This window comes from Thiosulfatimonas sediminis (genome assembly GCF_011398355.1).
Classification (GTDB): domain Bacteria; phylum Pseudomonadota; class Gammaproteobacteria; order Thiomicrospirales; family Thiomicrospiraceae; genus Thiomicrorhabdus; species Thiomicrorhabdus sediminis_A.
The window spans coordinates 2,350,379-2,366,244 of the sequence record NZ_AP021889.1 but is presented as its reverse complement, the minus strand read 5'-3'; the positions used below and the strand labels follow the sequence as shown (position 1 = coordinate 2,366,244).

The window sequence follows — 15,866 nt, the reverse complement described above, 5'->3', positions numbered from 1 at the left end:
CTTGCAGTCAATAATTGGGTTTATTTGGCTTGGTTGAATGGATGGACAGATACACTTACCTTAACGTGATTAATTCGGCTTGCAAAGTTCTGATTGCTTGAAATAGCGTGGAATAATATTAGCGCGGTTTGCAGTATCAGTTGTCACGGATGAAAATTAGACCGCAAACCAGTGAGTGGGTACAATAAACGGTTATTCAACTTCAGTTTTCAGGAAGCAAAAAATGCAAAAAGTTAAAGTGGGTATTGTTGGCGGAACAGGCTATACCGGTGTTGAGTTATTGCGTATTTTGGCCGCACATCCGCAGGCCGAAGTCACCATGATTACCTCGCGTTCTGAAGAGGGTGTGGCGCTTGCGGATATGTATCCAAACCTGCGCGGTCACTATGATTTGAGATTTTCCGTGCCGGATAGCGCTCAGTTAAAAACCTGTGATATTGTTTTTTTCGCTACGCCACACGGCGTTGCGATGAGTATGGCGGCAGAACTGACGGATGCTGGGGTGAAAATCATCGATTTAGCCGCAGATTTCCGGATTGAAAATTTAACCGTTTGGTCAAAATGGTACGGCATGGAACATACCGAGGCAAGCTTGTTTGATAAGGTTGCTTATGGCTTGCCGGAGTATTATCGCGAGCAGATTAAACAGGCCCAAATCATTGCTAATCCAGGCTGCTACCCAACCAGTACGATGTTGGGCGCTTTGCCGTTGCTGAAAAACAATTTGGTGGATGTAAATAATATTATTGTTGACGGAAAATCTGGGGTGAGCGGTGCCGGTAAAGGGGCAAACGTTGCGATGTTGGGAGCGGAAATGTCGGAAAGCTTTAAAGCTTACGGGGTTGCTGGCCATCGTCATTTGCCGGAAATGAAAGAAAAAATGGCCCAGATTGGTGGCCGAGAAGTTGGATTGACCTTTGTACCGCACCTTGTGCCGATGATTCGCGGCATGGAAAACACGATTTATGCAACCATGACCAGCGAGATGAGCCAAGCGCAACTGCAAGAATTGTACGAAGAAACCTATAAAGACGAACCGTTTGTTGATGTAATGCCTGCTGGTAGTCTGCCAGAAACGCGTATGGTTAAAGGGTCGAATATGTGTCGTATTGCTATCTACCGTCCGGTAGGCAGTTCGCAAGTCGTGGTAACGTCGGTGATTGATAATTTAGTCAAAGGCGCGGCCGGTCAAGCAGTGCAGAATATGAATATTCTTTTCGGTATTGATGAGACCATGGGTTTGCAACAGGTTGCGTTATTACCGTAATTTCCGTTGAGTGGGGCGCAAATGCGCCCTCATTTATTTTCTGCGATTGTTATAATAACTTCTTAATTTTTGCGTTTAGTTGACGTGTTTTCATCTTGTTAATTGCATCGGCTAGGCGGACATGAAAAGGATTCCAGTTATGTCTGATATTCCAACTCCTTTAACGTTTACAGAAGCGGCGGCTTCTAAGGTCAGTGGTCTGATTGAAGACGAGCAAAACCCGAATTTAAAACTGCGCGTGTACATCACGGGCGGCGGTTGTTCTGGTTTTTCGTATGGCTTTACGTTTGATGAAAATAGCGCTGATGATGATACCGTGGTCGAAAAAGACGGCGTGACCTTGCTGGTTGATTCGATGAGTTTCCAATATTTGGTGGGGGCTAAAATCGATTACCTAGAAGATTTACAAGGTGCTCGTTTCGTCATCGAAAACCCAAATGCCACCACGACTTGTGGTTGCGGGTCTTCATTTAGCGTTTAACTTCACACAAAATTATCAGGGCAGTTTATGCAGTATATTCCAGGTTTAGCAGGGGTTCCGGCAACGGAATCGCAGATCTCATTTATTGATGGTCAAGAAGGCGTTCTAACTTATCGTGGTTATGATATCCAAGAATTGGCGGAGTACTCTTCTTTTGAAGAGACAACCTTGTTGTTACTATTTGGTGAACTTCCGGATGCCGAAGCGCTACGCCAGTTTGACCAGCAGCTGCGTGAAAATCGTCGTGTGAAATACAACATTCGTGAAATCATGAAAAATCTGCCGACCACCACGCACCCGATGCATATGTTGCAAGTGGTGGTGGCTTCTTTGGCGAGTTTTTATCCAAGCACCGAATACATGAAAGGTGCCAGCGATAACCAAGAATATATTAATGACGTGACGGTCAAAATCATCGCTCACATGGGGACTTTAGTGGCTATGTGGGAGCATATGCGTAACGGTTATGATCCGATTGAACCGCGCAAAGATCTTACCTATGCAGAAAACTTTTTGTATATGTTAAATGGCGAAGAGCCGGATAAAGATTGGGCACGTTTACTGGATGCGATTTTGATTTTACACGCAGAGCACACGATTAATGCGTCAACCTTTACCACCATGGTTACCGGTTCGACCTTAGCTAACCCGTGTTCCGTTATTTCTTCGGCGATTGCCTCCTTGTCTGGGCCTTTGCATGGTGGTGCAAATCAAAAAGTTATCGAGATGTTGGAAGAGATCGGTTCGCCTGAAAACGCGCGTCCTTATATTGAAAAACGCTTAGCTGACAAAAAAGTGGTTTGGGGTATGGGGCATCGCGAGTATAAAACGAAAGATCCGCGCGCATCGATTTTACAAAAACTCTCCAATGATTTACTGCGCGGAAAGTCTGACCAGTTAAGTCATTCGTTTGCGACTGCGGTGGAAGTTGAAAAAGTGTGTGAAGAGTTGCTGGGGCATAAAGGGGTTTACCCGAATGTCGATTTTTATTCGGGGATTTTGTACAAAGAGATGGGCTTTGATCCCGGCTTATTTACGCCGATTTTTGCTGTGGCGCGTTCAGCCGGTTGGATGGCGCATTGGCGTGAGCAGTTGCAAAACAATCGTATTTTCCGTCCAACCCAAATTTACACCGGTAAGGGAAACGCCTGTTATCTGCCATTAGATCAGCGCGGATAAAGACAACGAACACTCCACCAAGCGATAAAAAAGCCGCAATTAAGCGGCTTTTTTGGTTTTTTGAGCGACTTAATGAATAAGGGCTAATAAGGACAACTCATCGCTTTGGCATTTTCTTTAACGGTAGCACGTTCTTTGCTGTCGGTGTCAGCATCAAAACCATCCCGTTCGTACCAACCTTGAGTGTGTTGCAGAATCAAATTCGCTAACATTTGAGTGTGGTCTTCGCGGTCATTCAAGCACTTGATGTAGCTAAATTTTTCACCGCCGGCGTGTTCAAAGTATTCTCGGTTCTCTTCGTCGATTTCTTCAATTGTCTCTAAGCAGTCTGCTGAAAAGCCCGGACAGATAACTTGTATGTCTTTAATGCCTTGTTCTGGCAGAGATTTAAGCGTGGCATCGGTATAAGGTTTAATCCACTCTTCTTTACCGAATAGAGATTGGAAAGTCACTTTGTATTCGTCTTTGTTTAGACCGAGCTCATCCGCCACCAAGCGAGAAGTTACATGGCATTCACAATGATACGGATCGCCATTGTCCAAATAACGTTGCGGTACCCCATGGTAAGACATTACCAGCAATTGCGGCTTGCCATGTTCGGCTTGATGTTCGCGGATACTGTTCGCCAGCGCTTTGATATAACCTGGATGACGATGGTAATGGTTAATAAAACGCAATTCCGGAATCCAGCGCCATTTTTGCAGTTCCGCACTGACTGCGTCAAATGTGGAAGCGGTAGTCGCCGCCGCATATTGCGGATAAAGCGGCAGCACCACAATACGTTGACAGCCTTTTTCATGCAGCTCTTGTAAAGCACTGGCGATGGATGGATTGCCATAACGCATCGCTAAAGCAAATTCCACGCGACCTTCAAAATGCGGTTCCAACGCGTTTTTAATTCCTGCTAATTGACGTTTGGTAATGTTTAATAATGGTGCACCGGGGCCCTCGGAATCCCAAACGCTGGCATAGGCTTCAGCCGACTTCGCTGGACGAGTGTTCAAGATAATACCGTTTAGGATAAGTTTCCATAGCCAGCGAGCCGGTGGTGGTTCTACCACGCGAGGATCTTCTAAAAACTCTTTTAGGTACGGTTTTAACGCCTGTTTCGTTGGCGCATCTGGGGTTCCTAAATTGGTAATCAATACGCCAACGGCGCTGCTTTCGCCGTGATGAAATTGGGCTCGCCCGTGGTAATACATAATTTCCTCCAAAGATAATGCAAGGGGTAAATGCTCTACTTGATCTTTATGGCATGGGTGTTGGGTGGCCATTTAGTCATTATTAGTCGCGCATTTTTGTCTTTCCTAGAACGCTAAGTTTTACTGATTGTATAGCTTTTGTATAAAACAACAACCGTTTTAAGCGTTTTTGTGCGATGCGTTCTTATTTTGATTTGCAATCGTGGTGCGGCATCACGTGCCGGCACGCGCAACTGACGATAAAAAACCCGGACAGTGCCGGGTTTAGACAAGTTGATCAAGCCGCCAAACTTGGCGTGCATTAATCTTTACGCGGCAGATTATTCGTCTTCGTCAGACAATCTAAGCTTTTTAGCGCGTTTGGCAATATCTGGATCCACTGAGAAAGCAAAGGCAATCATTTCTGGCCAAACTTCATTGATTTTTTCAATGTTTGAGGACTTCATAGTGCTGGTGCCATTTAAAAAGCGAAAAAATGCGCTTGGCGTAATGCCGGCAACTTCAGCAACACGGTGTTTAATAATGCCTTTGTATTCAATGTAATATTTAAGGCGTTCATTGAATTTCATTGTTTATCTCCCTAAAACAATACTTAACTTAACGGTCCGAATTAATGCAGGGGCGTACTCTTGATGGTATTTAATGAGTTTTTGTTGTAAATTCGATTAGTTTTATAGCGCTGCTATTTAAACGAATTTTGGCTCTTATTTATATACTTTTTGCATTATTTCGTTAGTATAAAATTATAGCCTTTGTTGCAAAAAATGCAATAAAATTGGCTGAAATTAGTAATTTATTATGCTTTACAGATCTTAAAAAAGTTTTCAGTGCTTTAAGTATTTAGAAAAAGAGACATCTTAACGCTCTAAAAGTAAGTTTGAACGAGAGTTGTAAAAAATAATTTTCAATATTGTTGGATTATTGCGTTTTTTGCAATAATCAATTTAAAAGCTAAAAGTGCTGTTTTTACACCGTTTTTGGGTGTTTGCTGTGCAGTATGAATGTGCGTGGCGAATGCTGTTTTGTGGTTAGGATTTCACCATGCGCAAGATAAAGCGTCCCAGAAGAAACAGTCCGAGAGCGATCCAGGGGTAAACCACAAACTTTAAGGTTTCAAACAGGGCTGTGTAGGTGCCGCCTAAATGTTCTAAATTGGCAACAGTCAGCTGGCCGTTTTCGGCGTTCATTAAAGCACTGATGGCGACAAAGAGCAGAATCACGCTAAGTGCTAAACCGCCTTGCCAAAAAATTTTGCTGAAAATGTCCATGGATCGCTTCCTTTATATCAATCTGAGTTATTGCGTATTGGTGCTGGTTTTGCGTTCTTGCTGAATTTTTTGAACTTCGCCACAGGATTGTTCAAATTGCACTTTAACTTGTGCTTCGGGAAGTTGTTTGAGTTCGGCGATGATTTTGTTATGCAGTTCAGCGAGCTCTTCTAGTGCTTGATTACGCCCGTTTAATCCTGCAGCAATCACAATTAAGGTATTCGCCGCAGTCAGTTGCTGTGCTTGTTGTTGTAATTGCAGCGAGTGAGAAATTAATGCGCAGGTAGCGATACTGCGAATTTTTTGTTGCAGGTTAGTTGGAAGTTGTTCGATGGCTAAACCGGTAAAATTTTCATCCATCACAAAGTTGTCATTTTGACAGGCTTTCGCAAACAGTAGTTCGCGGCTAGTTGATGAATAATCGGCGTAATTGCGTTGCAATATGGCAATTTTATTGGCGCTGGATTGATTAATTTGCTGTTGGCTGAGTCCTTGTTTTTTGTCCGCATTTTCGTTTTCTAACAAGGTGGTTAACTTCTCTTTAAATTGCTGCTGTTGGTTGCTATCGCCAAGTGCCGCACAAATCGCAAACATTTGCGTTTGTTGCTGGATTGTTGGTTTTTCAATAGTATTTGCTTGCGATTTGCTTGGGTCGGCGGCAAACGTGGAAAAGCTGAGTGTTGTGCTGGCTAAAAACAAGGTGATGTATTGGATAATAGAGTGTTGGTTTAGTGTGCGAAGGCGGGTCATGGACTTCTCCTGTTGCGAATGATGGGTATTGTACTGAATTTATTGGGTGTTAGCGTGATGGATTGGATGAGTGTACTGAGAGCAAAAGTGGGGCGCTTCAGGCGAGGTTTGTAAGGGCCGCTTTGTTGTTACGCCTCTCATCCATCGCTTTGGCGATGCATTTGGAAGCAAGCCTAGAATTTGCTTTTTGCATGATCTTGCTGAAATCAATGGTGAGTTATTCTGTGACTCTCTGTGATTTCTTAAGTCTTCTCAGTGATACTGAAAATAAAAAAGCGATAACTTGAGTTACCGCTTTTTGGGGTTTGCAATGAATTTTAATCACCGTATCCGCAGTGATAGACCGCGGTATTACGGCAATTGAATCAGTGCGTTATTATAGAATACCGCTCAATAGAGAGTTGTCTTCGCCCAAGCTTAGAATGTTCAATATTCCAGCGCTTGCAGGTGTTGCACTGACGCTTGTGTTGGTCGTTGCTTCAGCATTTAGACCGCCCAGTAGGCCGTCAAGTAGTCCATTTTCACCGCCCAGTAAGCCATTCAAATCTAGGATACCGCCGCTTTCGCCGCCACCAAGTAGTCCACCCAGTAGACCATTGTCGCCGAGTAAGCCACCTAGAAGACCGCCATTATCGCTACCACCCAGAAGTCCGCCTAGAAGACCACCGCTTTCATTACCGCCTAGAAGGTCGCCGACAATCGGTAGGCCGTCAAGCAGGCCAGTGACGGTGCCGACTAGGCCTGTCACTACACCTTGTTCTCCGATTAGAGTGTTTAACACGCTACCCACAACGCCGGTTTCACCTAGCAGACCACCCAATAGTCCATCGCTGCCTAATACACCGCCCAGTAGGCCATTACCGCCAAGTAAGCCGCCTAGTAAACCACTGTCACCCAGTACGCCACCTAATAGACCGCTGTTACTGCCGCCGCTTAATAAGTCGCCGACGATTGGTAATCCATCGGCTATGCCTAAAACCGTGCCCACTAAGCCACCAACTAATCCGGTCGGTGCTAGGAGTGACGGTAATAAGCCGCCCTCACCCGTGATGCCACCCAATAGGCCATTGTCAAGGGTTTCAACTAAGCCAAGTACATCACTGACAACTGGCAGGCTGGTGACCGTATCCAGTAAATCGGTGACCAAGCTGCCGCCTGGCAGAGTGGCGTGTAGCGTTGATGTAACGAACTTAATGTCTTCACCGACTAATGGCAAGCCATGCAGTGTGCTGATTAGTGGGCCAATTGAAGCGCCAAGAACGGGTAAATCTTTTAATTGGCTAACGGTAGCGGCAATCAAGTCGTCTGAATGAAATTCATCTGCTGTTGGGGTGTCGAGTCCAAGTAATGAAGTTAGCATGGTTTGCTCCTGATGATGAGTTTGTAAAAAAATAACATTATTTTATTAAGAAAGATGGCCACCAATCTCTTTGTCGGTAAAAGATGGTTTTGGTGTGGGTTAAAATTACCTTAATTTATGAATTAAGGCAATGGTCAAGAGTAAAAATAATGTAAAAAATGCACATAAGTGATAAAAAGCCTTTTTTATGGCTTTTTTTAGTGTAACTAGAGGTTTATTGATTTTTAATGGGGGTTTTTTGATATTTTTTTATTTATGAAATTATTTATTGCAAAATTAGCAATAATATAAATTTGCATTAATTACTTTATTGATTACAATAAAGCACATAAACAGTTTATTTAAATGCTTCTTAATGGCCATAAAAGTTCATTGTTTATGCTTCGTATATTGAATTGCCCGCATGGAGTAGTGCCCATTGCGGGTTTTTTTTTGAAAAATAATGACAAAAATGGATATGGGCTAAAGCGCCCAGTTTGCGCGGAACTTTTGTAACCGTCCGGTAAACACCTCTTACCAACCACACTTATCTGTGAATAATTAGGTGCCCACGTATTTTAAATGGGCACTTATTATGACAGACACACTATCAACGCTTCCCACAGTCAAAAAGATTCGCCGTCGCTACTCACGGGAATTCAAACAGCAGGTTTTGACCGCTTGCGAGGACCCTAACACCTCGATTGCACAAGTGGCTCGAGACTACGGCATCAATGCCAATCAAATACAGAACTGGAAGCGTCAGCTTAAAAAACGCCATGCTTCCCAAGCGGCATTTATTCCGCTGGTCTTGAACGATCTGCCGCCGTCATCGCCTCAAACGCTCTTGGTCGAACTGCCTGCACCTCAAGGCAAGATTGCTGTGCACTGGCCTGTCACAGAATTGGCCAAATTAAGCGCCTTTGTCAAGTCGGTGCAGTCATGATTCGCATTGATCATTATTGGCTGGCGACTGAACCCATGGATATGCGTGCAGGACCCGATACCGCATTAGCTCGTGTCATTGCCGTGTTTGGTGAGGCCAAACCCCATCATGCGTATCTGTTTGCCAATAAGCGTGGCAATCGAATGAAGATACTGATCCACGATGGCTTAGGCATCTGGCTGTGTGCTCGACGTTTGAATCAAGGTAAATTCCATTGGGCTGAACTGTGGCGGGGCGATTCCGTGACACTCTCCCCTGAACAATGTCTGGCACTGGTGCAAGGCTTGCCTTGGCAACGGCTCGAGACTTCCTTATCACTGAGTTAGTCTTTATAATCCGCGGCATGAAAACAATGCCAAACCTCCATCAACTCTCTGCTGACCAGTTACGAACACTGGCGGCGCAGTTGTTGGTTCAGGTTGAAGAAAAAGACCAACGCATTGCGGCCAATGCCAAAGCCATTCAACAAAAAGAGCTTAAAATCGATCAACTCACCTATGAGTTAGCCTATCTCAGACGTCTAAAATTCTCACACAAAAGTGAACAGATCAGCGCCTTACAGATGACACTGTTGGATGAAGTGACCGATGCCGACATTGCCGCGATTGAATCGGAACTGGAATCTCTCAAAGACAAAACCGACACAGCGCAACCAAAGAAAAAACCTAAGCGTCAGCCGCTACCCGAAAACCTACCTCGTCTTGAAATCCGTCATGATCCCGAATCCACCACCTGTTCATGTGGCTGTCAATTACGCCATATTGGTGAAGACGTCAGTGAGAAGCTGGATTATCTGCCCGGTAGCTCTCAAGTGGAACGTCATATTCGCTCCAAATGGGCGTGCGATGCCTGTGAAACTCTGGTTCAAAAACCGATGCCCCCACAAATCATTGACAAAGGTCTGCCCACCTCTGGGTTACTCGCACATCTGCTCATCGCCAAATACGCTGATCACTTACCGCTGTATCGTCAAGCTCAGATCTTTGAACGGGCCGGTGTTAAATTACCCAGTTCCACTTTAGCCGAATGGGTCGGCGTCTGTGGTGTTCAACTTGAACCGGTGGCTCAAGCACTCAAAGACTTTTTGCTGACGCAACCGGTCTTGCACGCCGATGAAACCCCAGTGCCCATGCTCAAGCCGGGGAATAAGAAAACCCATAAAGCCTATCTGTGGGCCTACACCAATCCAGCCAATGCACAACATAAGGCGGTGTATTACCACTTTAGTGAAGGACGAAACGGCAAGTTCGCAAGAGAGGTGCTACAGGATTGGAAAGGATTGTTGGTGTGCGATGACTATTCAGGGTACAAAGCCAGTTTTAAGCAAGGCGTGAGCGAAGTCGGTTGCATGGCGCATGCCCGTCGTAAGTTCGTGGAACTGCATGAAAGCGGCAAAAGCACGATTGCCATTCAAGCCATTGAACTAATGGGGCAACTTTACGCGATTGAAAAAGAGATTCAACCCTTAGCCCCAGAGGAACGACAGACCATTCGGCAGCAAAAATCCAAACCGATTATGGACTTGCTGCTCAAATGGCTGCAGGTCCATCGAGAAAAAGTGCCCAAAGGTGGGGCAACGGAAAAAGTGATTCACTATAGCCTGAAACGTTGGGATGCCTTAAGCCGATACCTCGGAGATGGCCGCCTGCCCATCGATAATAACTGGGTGGAAAATCAAATCCGACCTTGGGCGTTAGGTCGCAAGAATTGGCTGTTTGCCGGCAGTCTGCGCAGTGGTCAACGTGCGGCGAATATTATGAGCTTGATTCAATCGGCCAAGAATAACGGCCTGGATCCTTACGCCTATCTCAAAGACGTGCTTGAACGCTTGCCCACCCATAAAGCCAGTCAAATCGACCAACTCCTACCGCACAATTGGCAACCTAGCAACCGGTGATTGCCGGACGCTTACGAACTTTTGATCGCTGAGTGCTGATCAAAAATAAGCCTGACGGATGGGGTCTTGTATCGCGCTACAAATCGCGTTTTTGGAGAGGTTTTGAGCGCGGGGTTGGCTTAGGCGATTTAGGGTTTTATGTGGTTTTTTCTGCAAGGGTTTCCTGTGCAGCGGCAATGGATTTTTCTAAGATATTTTCGAATATCGGGCGTAGCTGGCGTTTTTCATCCACGGTTTTGGCTTGGTAATAGGCTTTAGTGATGGCAAATAAACGATCCATACAGACCACTGATGAGACACCTTTTAAGGTGTGAATTTCGCGGTCAAACTCAGCGCTACTGTCGAGCAGTGTTTGGGTGTCCGTGGCAAAGTGGGAATAGGATTTAAGAAACTCTTGCAGCAAGAAATGAATCTTATCGACTTTAACATAGCGTTCTTGCATGTCCTCAAAGTCGATCAAGAGTTCTTCGCTGAAAGGGTCATCGAGCGCTTCAGGTTGCTTGTTTTGGATTGGGGTTGAGTCTTTTTCACTGATCGTTTTTTCGGGTGCTGGAGGCTCTTGCAATACTTGATTCTGCACTTGCGGCGACGTCTGCTGTTTTGGCAAGAAGTGGCTTAATGTTTCGTGCAGTTGGCCAATCGTAATAGGTTTGCTGAGATGTCGATTGATTCCGACATATTCGGATTGTTTTAAATCATCTTCAAGTACAGCAGCACTTAAGGCAATAATCGGCGTATTCTGATCAAATTTGCGTATTTTCTGCGCTGCTTCAAAGCCGTCCATTACGGGCATTTGCAGATCCATCAGGATTAAGTCAAAATTATTGGTTTTACACATTTTTACGGCTTCTAAACCGTTAACCGCTTCGACAACATCGATGCCAAAGCCGCTGAGATAATCATGCGCAACAAATCGGTTGATGTTGTTATCTTCAACCAAGAGTACTTGAGCATTAAAACGGTATTCTTCATCAACAGCAAGCGCTTCGGCGATCAGCGGTTTATCCATTTTTAGCAATCGAATCATTTTGCAGTAGATCATTGGCTTATTCAGTATGGCCAGTACTTTGTCTTGAATCGGCGTGATGAGTTTGCGTAATTGTTCGTTTTTCTTCTGTTCGGCAATAAAAAGCACAAAGCCGTCAAACTCTTCTAGTCTTAATTGTTCGGCAACTTGGGCGAATGCATAGTTGTTTAATTCAATAATGATGCGATTATATGAATGCTCTTGAATGCACTGTTGGCAGTCATCGAGGTTATAGCAAATATCCATGCCTATATTTTCATATTTCAAATTGCGTTGTAAGTTCTCCGCTTCGTCTTGTCGATTGAGCAGTGCCAGAACACGTAAAGGGGCGGCTGTTTTGGCGTTGTTGGCCAGCTTTGGCAGGCTTTCTTTGCTCGGAATCTGCAGCTTGACAGTGAACTGGAAACGACTCCCAGAGCTGTAATGGGGGTCTAACCAGATGTGTCCGCTCATCTGTTCGACCAGTTGTTTACTGATGATTAAGCCCAGACCTGTGCCGCCAAATTTACGTGTATTGGAACTTTCGGCTTGCGAGAAGGGTTTAAATAGACGATCGCGGCTTTCTGGATTAATGCCGATACCGGTGTCCGTGATTGAAAACTCCAATTCAAGTTGATTTTTTTGCTTTCCTAATAGATTAGCCGCAATGGTGATGTCGCCTTGTTCGGTAAATTTAAGCGCATTGCCGACCAAGTTGTTTAATACTTGGGAGATCCGTAAAGGGTCGCCCAACAGATAAGTCGGAATTTTGGCATCCATTAAGAAAACCAGTTGAATGCCTTTGCGTTCCGCTTCAAGCGCAAACAGATCGGCCAAGCTCTCCATTACGTGGCTAAATTCAAATTGTGTCTGTTCTAAAATCAACTTACCAGCTTCGATTTTTGAATAGTCGAGAATGTCGTTGATGATGTTCATTAGGGCGATGGAAGTTCGCTCGGATTTTCGTAAGTATTGTTGTTGGGTTTCACTTAAATCGGTTTTTTTCAGTAACTCGTTAATCCCAATAATTCCGTTAAGTGGGGTGCGGATTTCATGCGACATATTCGCTAAGAAATAGCTTTTCGCTTGGTTGGCTTTTTCCGCTTCTTCTTTGGCGCGAATCAACTGTAACTGGAGTTGTTTGGTTTCGGTGATGTCTTGCACCGTTCCTTGCGCCAAGACAATGTTATTGTTTTCATCTTTGGTGAAGGTGGCGCGTTCCAGAACGTGTTTAATTCGCCCGTCTGAAAGCAGAATACGGTGTTCGGTTTGATACAGTTTTCCGCTGTTTTTGGCTTGGTTAAACTTGCTCTTTATACGTTCTCTTTCTTCGTGATGGATTAGGTTGAAGAATTTGTCCAGCGAAGGTTCAAAGGTCAGTGGGTTTTTCTCGAAGATGGTGAAGACTTCCAGTGACCATGAGAATTTTTGCGTGTAAAAGTTATAAGTCCAGCTGCCTAATTTTCCTAAACTTTGTGCTTGTATTAGGCGCGAGCTCTGATCTTCTAAGCGATTTTGCACACGTTTAAATTCGCTGATGTCGTGCAGAATGAAATACAGTAATTCGTCCCCTTGTACGACAATTTTACGAATTTTAATCAATACATCTTTGCCGAGTCCATTGCGATCAAATAGAACGTCTTCAAAAGAGATGGAATCCTCTTTTTCCAGTAATTTAATGGGTTGTTTGATTTTGAAAAAATCGTCCTTGTCATCAATATCATGCAGATCAATTTTGCTTAATGTCTCCGGACTGTAGTTAAGCATTCGGCATACGGCTTGATTGAACTCGACAATTCTGAGTGTTTTCGCGTTGACTAGAAGAATCCCATCTAACGACTGTTCAAACAGGTGGAAATATTTGTTTTCATACTCTTCACGTACTTTTTGCAGTGATTGTTGCAGACGCATATCTGCGGCATTCACAATTAAGGTTGTTTCGCCGGTTTCTTCACTCTGTTGTACAAAAATAGAGAGCATGACCGGTATTTTAAAACCGTCCGATGAGCGAAATGTGGTGTTAAACGCGCGTAGCGGCCGCTCTTTTAGAATTTGCAATAGAGTAGGGAAACTCAGTGGAAGTTGTCGTTCGGGAATGTTCAGGTGGAACTGCTGGGCATAATCCAGAATGTCTTGTGGATCAAGCAGCATGATTAAATTGAGTTTACCAACAACTTTTTCACTGAAATACATTAATAGATGTTCAGCGGTGCGGTTAAAACGGGTAATGGTGCCAAACTGATCGCAGGTAATTAAAATGCTGTCGATGGTGTTAAAGAGTTGTTCTTTTTCATGGGTTAAGCGTGATGCAATCAGCTCGTTCGATTTACTTACTGTGATGTCGCTGTGCGTTCCAATCATGCGTGTGGCTTTACCTTCGGCATCAAATGCACATACGATGCCGCGATCTAAAATCCAATGGTATTGGTTATTGCGATCTTTAACACGAATTTCATTTTCATAACGGTTTTTTTCCCCGCTGAGCACTTTGTCGAGTTGTTTGCGGCTTACTTTCAGGTCTTCCGGATGAATCATCTTTAGCCATTGCTGCATATTCGGTAGCTGGCAATCCTCGCTGTAGCCAAGTATCTTACAAAGTTGTTTGGAGAAGGTCACGGTATCGGTGTGAACATCCCATTCCCACAGGCTGTCACCGGTGCCGAGTAGCGCAGTTCGCCAGCGGTTTTCTTGATCCTGAAGTTGGCGTTCATAATTACGGAAGTCGGTAATTTCATAGCAGATGCCCACGCAAATGCGATGTTCTTCAGGATTAAGCATGATATTAAATTGAAAGTACCAGACTTGATTGCGTTGATTCACGTCAAAAGGCACTTCAACACGTAATGTGTGTTCTAGCTCGGCATTTTTGGCGGTATAAGCGATTTCACGTAATCCTCTGGCAAAGCCGTCCGGCAGGCTGGTTAATTGTGTCAGCGCCAGTTCTTGATTTTCGGTTAAGAACGGTAAGACCTTTTTAATTCCGTTATCAAAGTAGAAATGTTCGGTGTTTAGGTCAAACTCCCAAAATCCGATGTTTGAGCCTTCAACTGCAAGCAACATTTTTTTATCCAGTTGCGCCATGTGGTATTGCTGTTTTTTCATCAAACGTAAAATAATGAGTCCACCAACAATCAACAAAAATAGCGCAAAGACAGCGCTGAAAAAGTAGCTGCGGTTATGCAGTGTGTTCATTTTGCTTAAATAGCTGGGTTTTACTTCCAGTGCTAAAACTAAAGATTGTGGTAGTGGTAAATTTAAACGTACCAGCAGACTGTTGTTGTGCTTAACCAGTGGCGCCTTTTCCAGTTTCTGCAATTGGTATTGATAAGATTCACTGAGATTTTTGGGTGGGTTTTGGTATATCCCCCAGTTAAAAGCGGCGTTGTGATGCAATATCGGAAAAGCGTCACCGTCCATTAAGATGGCGTTGATTTCCGGCATTTTCATTAAATGTTCGAGCATATCCTGGGCGAACAAATTCACCACTAAAACCCCTGCTAATTGCTTATTTTCGAACACATTTAATACAGCGCGAATTGTAGAGCGGTAAGGCGTGTCTAGTTGTTTATGTTCGATATTGAGGTCTAAAGGCGAAAACTGCACTTGCGCCGAGTGGCTGTTGAGCGCTTGATTGAAGTAATAGCGGTGTGCTTTATTTTGTAACTCGCTGGCCTCTTTTTTGTAGGGGGTTGAGCCGATACTGTTTCGGTCGATGCGAATCAACTCATCGCCTTGTGCATTTAAAAAACGCAGTTGCATGACATGGTCGTTCGCTTCGGTCAAATTCATCAGTAAGGCTTCGATGTCGCGCTGAGAATCGCTAGAGGGTGTGTTGAGATGCTGTAGATAGTTTTGAAAATTCAGATTTTTATTAATTGAGTTCAGCAGTGCGCGGGCATCTTGTAACTGACTACGAAACTGTTTTTCACTGTCTTGGATGTGATGTAAGGCGTGGTTAAGCGCAAGTTCCTCAATATTGTTGCGATAAAAATCACGGTCTGCCTGATAGATGGCAAACAGGGTTATTGCCGTTAATAGGCTAACCAGTAAGCTGATTTTGATTGCAAGTGAGTTTTGTTGCATTGAAGCGCTGCTTTTTAATAGGGGGTTGAAATCGTTTCGCATTGTTTAACTAAGCACAGAATAACAGGCTGGGTTCTTATTCTGCGCTGTCTTAAGAACTTTAGCGAAGTATGCAACATTGTATCCAGAAAAGTCCTTGAGAAAAAATATCATAATCGTTTAGTAATCCATTGGCCTAGGCAAAGAGCATGAAACAGTCCGGTAAATTGATGCTGCGTATGAATGACAGGGTATGCTTTTTACACTCTATTGGCTATTTTTTGCCAAAGTATAAGAGTGGTGGATGGTTTGAGATACGGCGTTGGAAGACTGTGTTATGTCGAGCGAGTGTAACGCCACAGATAACAGAGCCGTAGTAAATCCTTGCCAGCCTATAGGTGAGGAACGCCAGGCGCGCTTTGTGGTTAAAGATTGAAGCATCGTTTTGACGATGCTTGTCTGGCGGCTG

General features: G+C 44.3%; 12 protein-coding genes. 6 read left to right on the top strand and 6 right to left on the bottom strand.

The genetic code is table 11. The annotated features are described in order from the left end of the window. Positions 1 to 223: 223 nt before the first annotated feature. From argC to HRR27_RS11065, 3 genes are all read left to right on the top strand, one after another. The gene (gene argC, locus HRR27_RS11075; protein ID WP_173273807.1) at positions 224 to 1,267 is read left to right on the top strand and encodes an N-acetyl-gamma-glutamyl-phosphate reductase; all 1,044 of its coding nucleotides are present in this window, start codon (positions 224 to 226) and stop codon (positions 1,265 to 1,267) included. A 139-nt stretch (positions 1,268 to 1,406) separates the two neighbouring features. Beyond that, positions 1,407 to 1,748, top strand: coding sequence for an iron-sulfur cluster insertion protein ErpA (gene erpA / locus HRR27_RS11070; RefSeq protein ID WP_173273805.1), 342 nt, complete (start codon positions 1,407 to 1,409; stop codon positions 1,746 to 1,748). 27 nt (positions 1,749 to 1,775) lie between these two features. Then, a complete protein-coding gene (locus tag HRR27_RS11065; RefSeq protein WP_173273803.1) occupies positions 1,776 to 2,927 on the top strand; it encodes a citrate synthase in 1,152 nt (383 codons plus the stop codon). Between the two features lie 83 nt (positions 2,928 to 3,010). Here the strand turns inward: HRR27_RS11065 and hemH are convergent, their stop codons facing one another. The 5 genes from hemH to HRR27_RS12935 form a co-directional block, all read right to left on the bottom strand. Beyond that, entirely contained in the window at positions 3,011 to 4,129 is a 1,119-nt protein-coding gene (gene hemH / locus HRR27_RS11060; RefSeq protein ID WP_173273801.1) for a ferrochelatase, read from the bottom strand. A gap of 320 nt (positions 4,130 to 4,449) precedes the next feature. After that, positions 4,450 to 4,698 (bottom strand): helix-turn-helix domain-containing protein, encoded by a 249-nt coding sequence (locus HRR27_RS11055; protein ID WP_173273799.1) that lies wholly within the window; start codon positions 4,696 to 4,698, stop codon positions 4,450 to 4,452. Between the two features lie 459 nt (positions 4,699 to 5,157). Continuing rightward, complete coding sequence (locus HRR27_RS11050; RefSeq protein WP_173273797.1) at positions 5,158 to 5,397, bottom strand: hypothetical protein; 240 nt, start codon at positions 5,395 to 5,397, stop codon at positions 5,158 to 5,160. Positions 5,398 to 5,424: 27 nt separating this feature from the next. Further along, a complete protein-coding gene (locus HRR27_RS11045; RefSeq protein ID WP_173273795.1) occupies positions 5,425 to 6,147 on the bottom strand; it encodes a hypothetical protein in 723 nt (240 codons plus the stop codon). A gap of 376 nt (positions 6,148 to 6,523) precedes the next feature. Beyond that, on the bottom strand, positions 6,524 to 7,507 hold the full coding sequence (locus tag HRR27_RS12935) for a hypothetical protein (protein ID WP_173273793.1): 984 nt from the start codon (positions 7,505 to 7,507) through the stop codon (positions 6,524 to 6,526). Positions 7,508 to 8,081: 574 nt separating this feature from the next. On the opposite strand from HRR27_RS12935, the gene HRR27_RS11035 reads away from it, so the two are divergent. The 3 genes from HRR27_RS11035 to tnpC are packed head-to-tail and all read left to right on the top strand — an operon-like array spanning position 8,082 to position 10,329. Continuing rightward, positions 8,082 to 8,432, top strand: a complete 351-nt coding sequence (locus tag HRR27_RS11035; protein WP_173269095.1) for a transposase — start codon at positions 8,082 to 8,084, stop codon at positions 8,430 to 8,432. After that, complete coding sequence (gene tnpB / locus HRR27_RS11030) at positions 8,429 to 8,758, top strand: IS66 family insertion sequence element accessory protein TnpB (protein WP_173269097.1); 330 nt, start codon at positions 8,429 to 8,431, stop codon at positions 8,756 to 8,758. Before HRR27_RS11035 ends, tnpB begins: the two co-directional genes overlap by 4 nt. A 17-nt stretch (positions 8,759 to 8,775) precedes the next feature. Further along, a complete protein-coding gene (gene tnpC / locus HRR27_RS11025) occupies positions 8,776 to 10,329 on the top strand; it encodes an IS66 family transposase (protein WP_173273791.1) in 1,554 nt (517 codons plus the stop codon). 136 nt (positions 10,330 to 10,465) lie between these two features. Here tnpC and HRR27_RS11020 read toward each other — a convergent pair whose 3' ends face one another. Next, a complete protein-coding gene (locus HRR27_RS11020; protein WP_173273789.1) occupies positions 10,466 to 15,418 on the bottom strand; it encodes a PAS domain-containing protein in 4,953 nt (1,650 codons plus the stop codon). Positions 15,419 to 15,866: the final 448 nt, after the last annotated feature.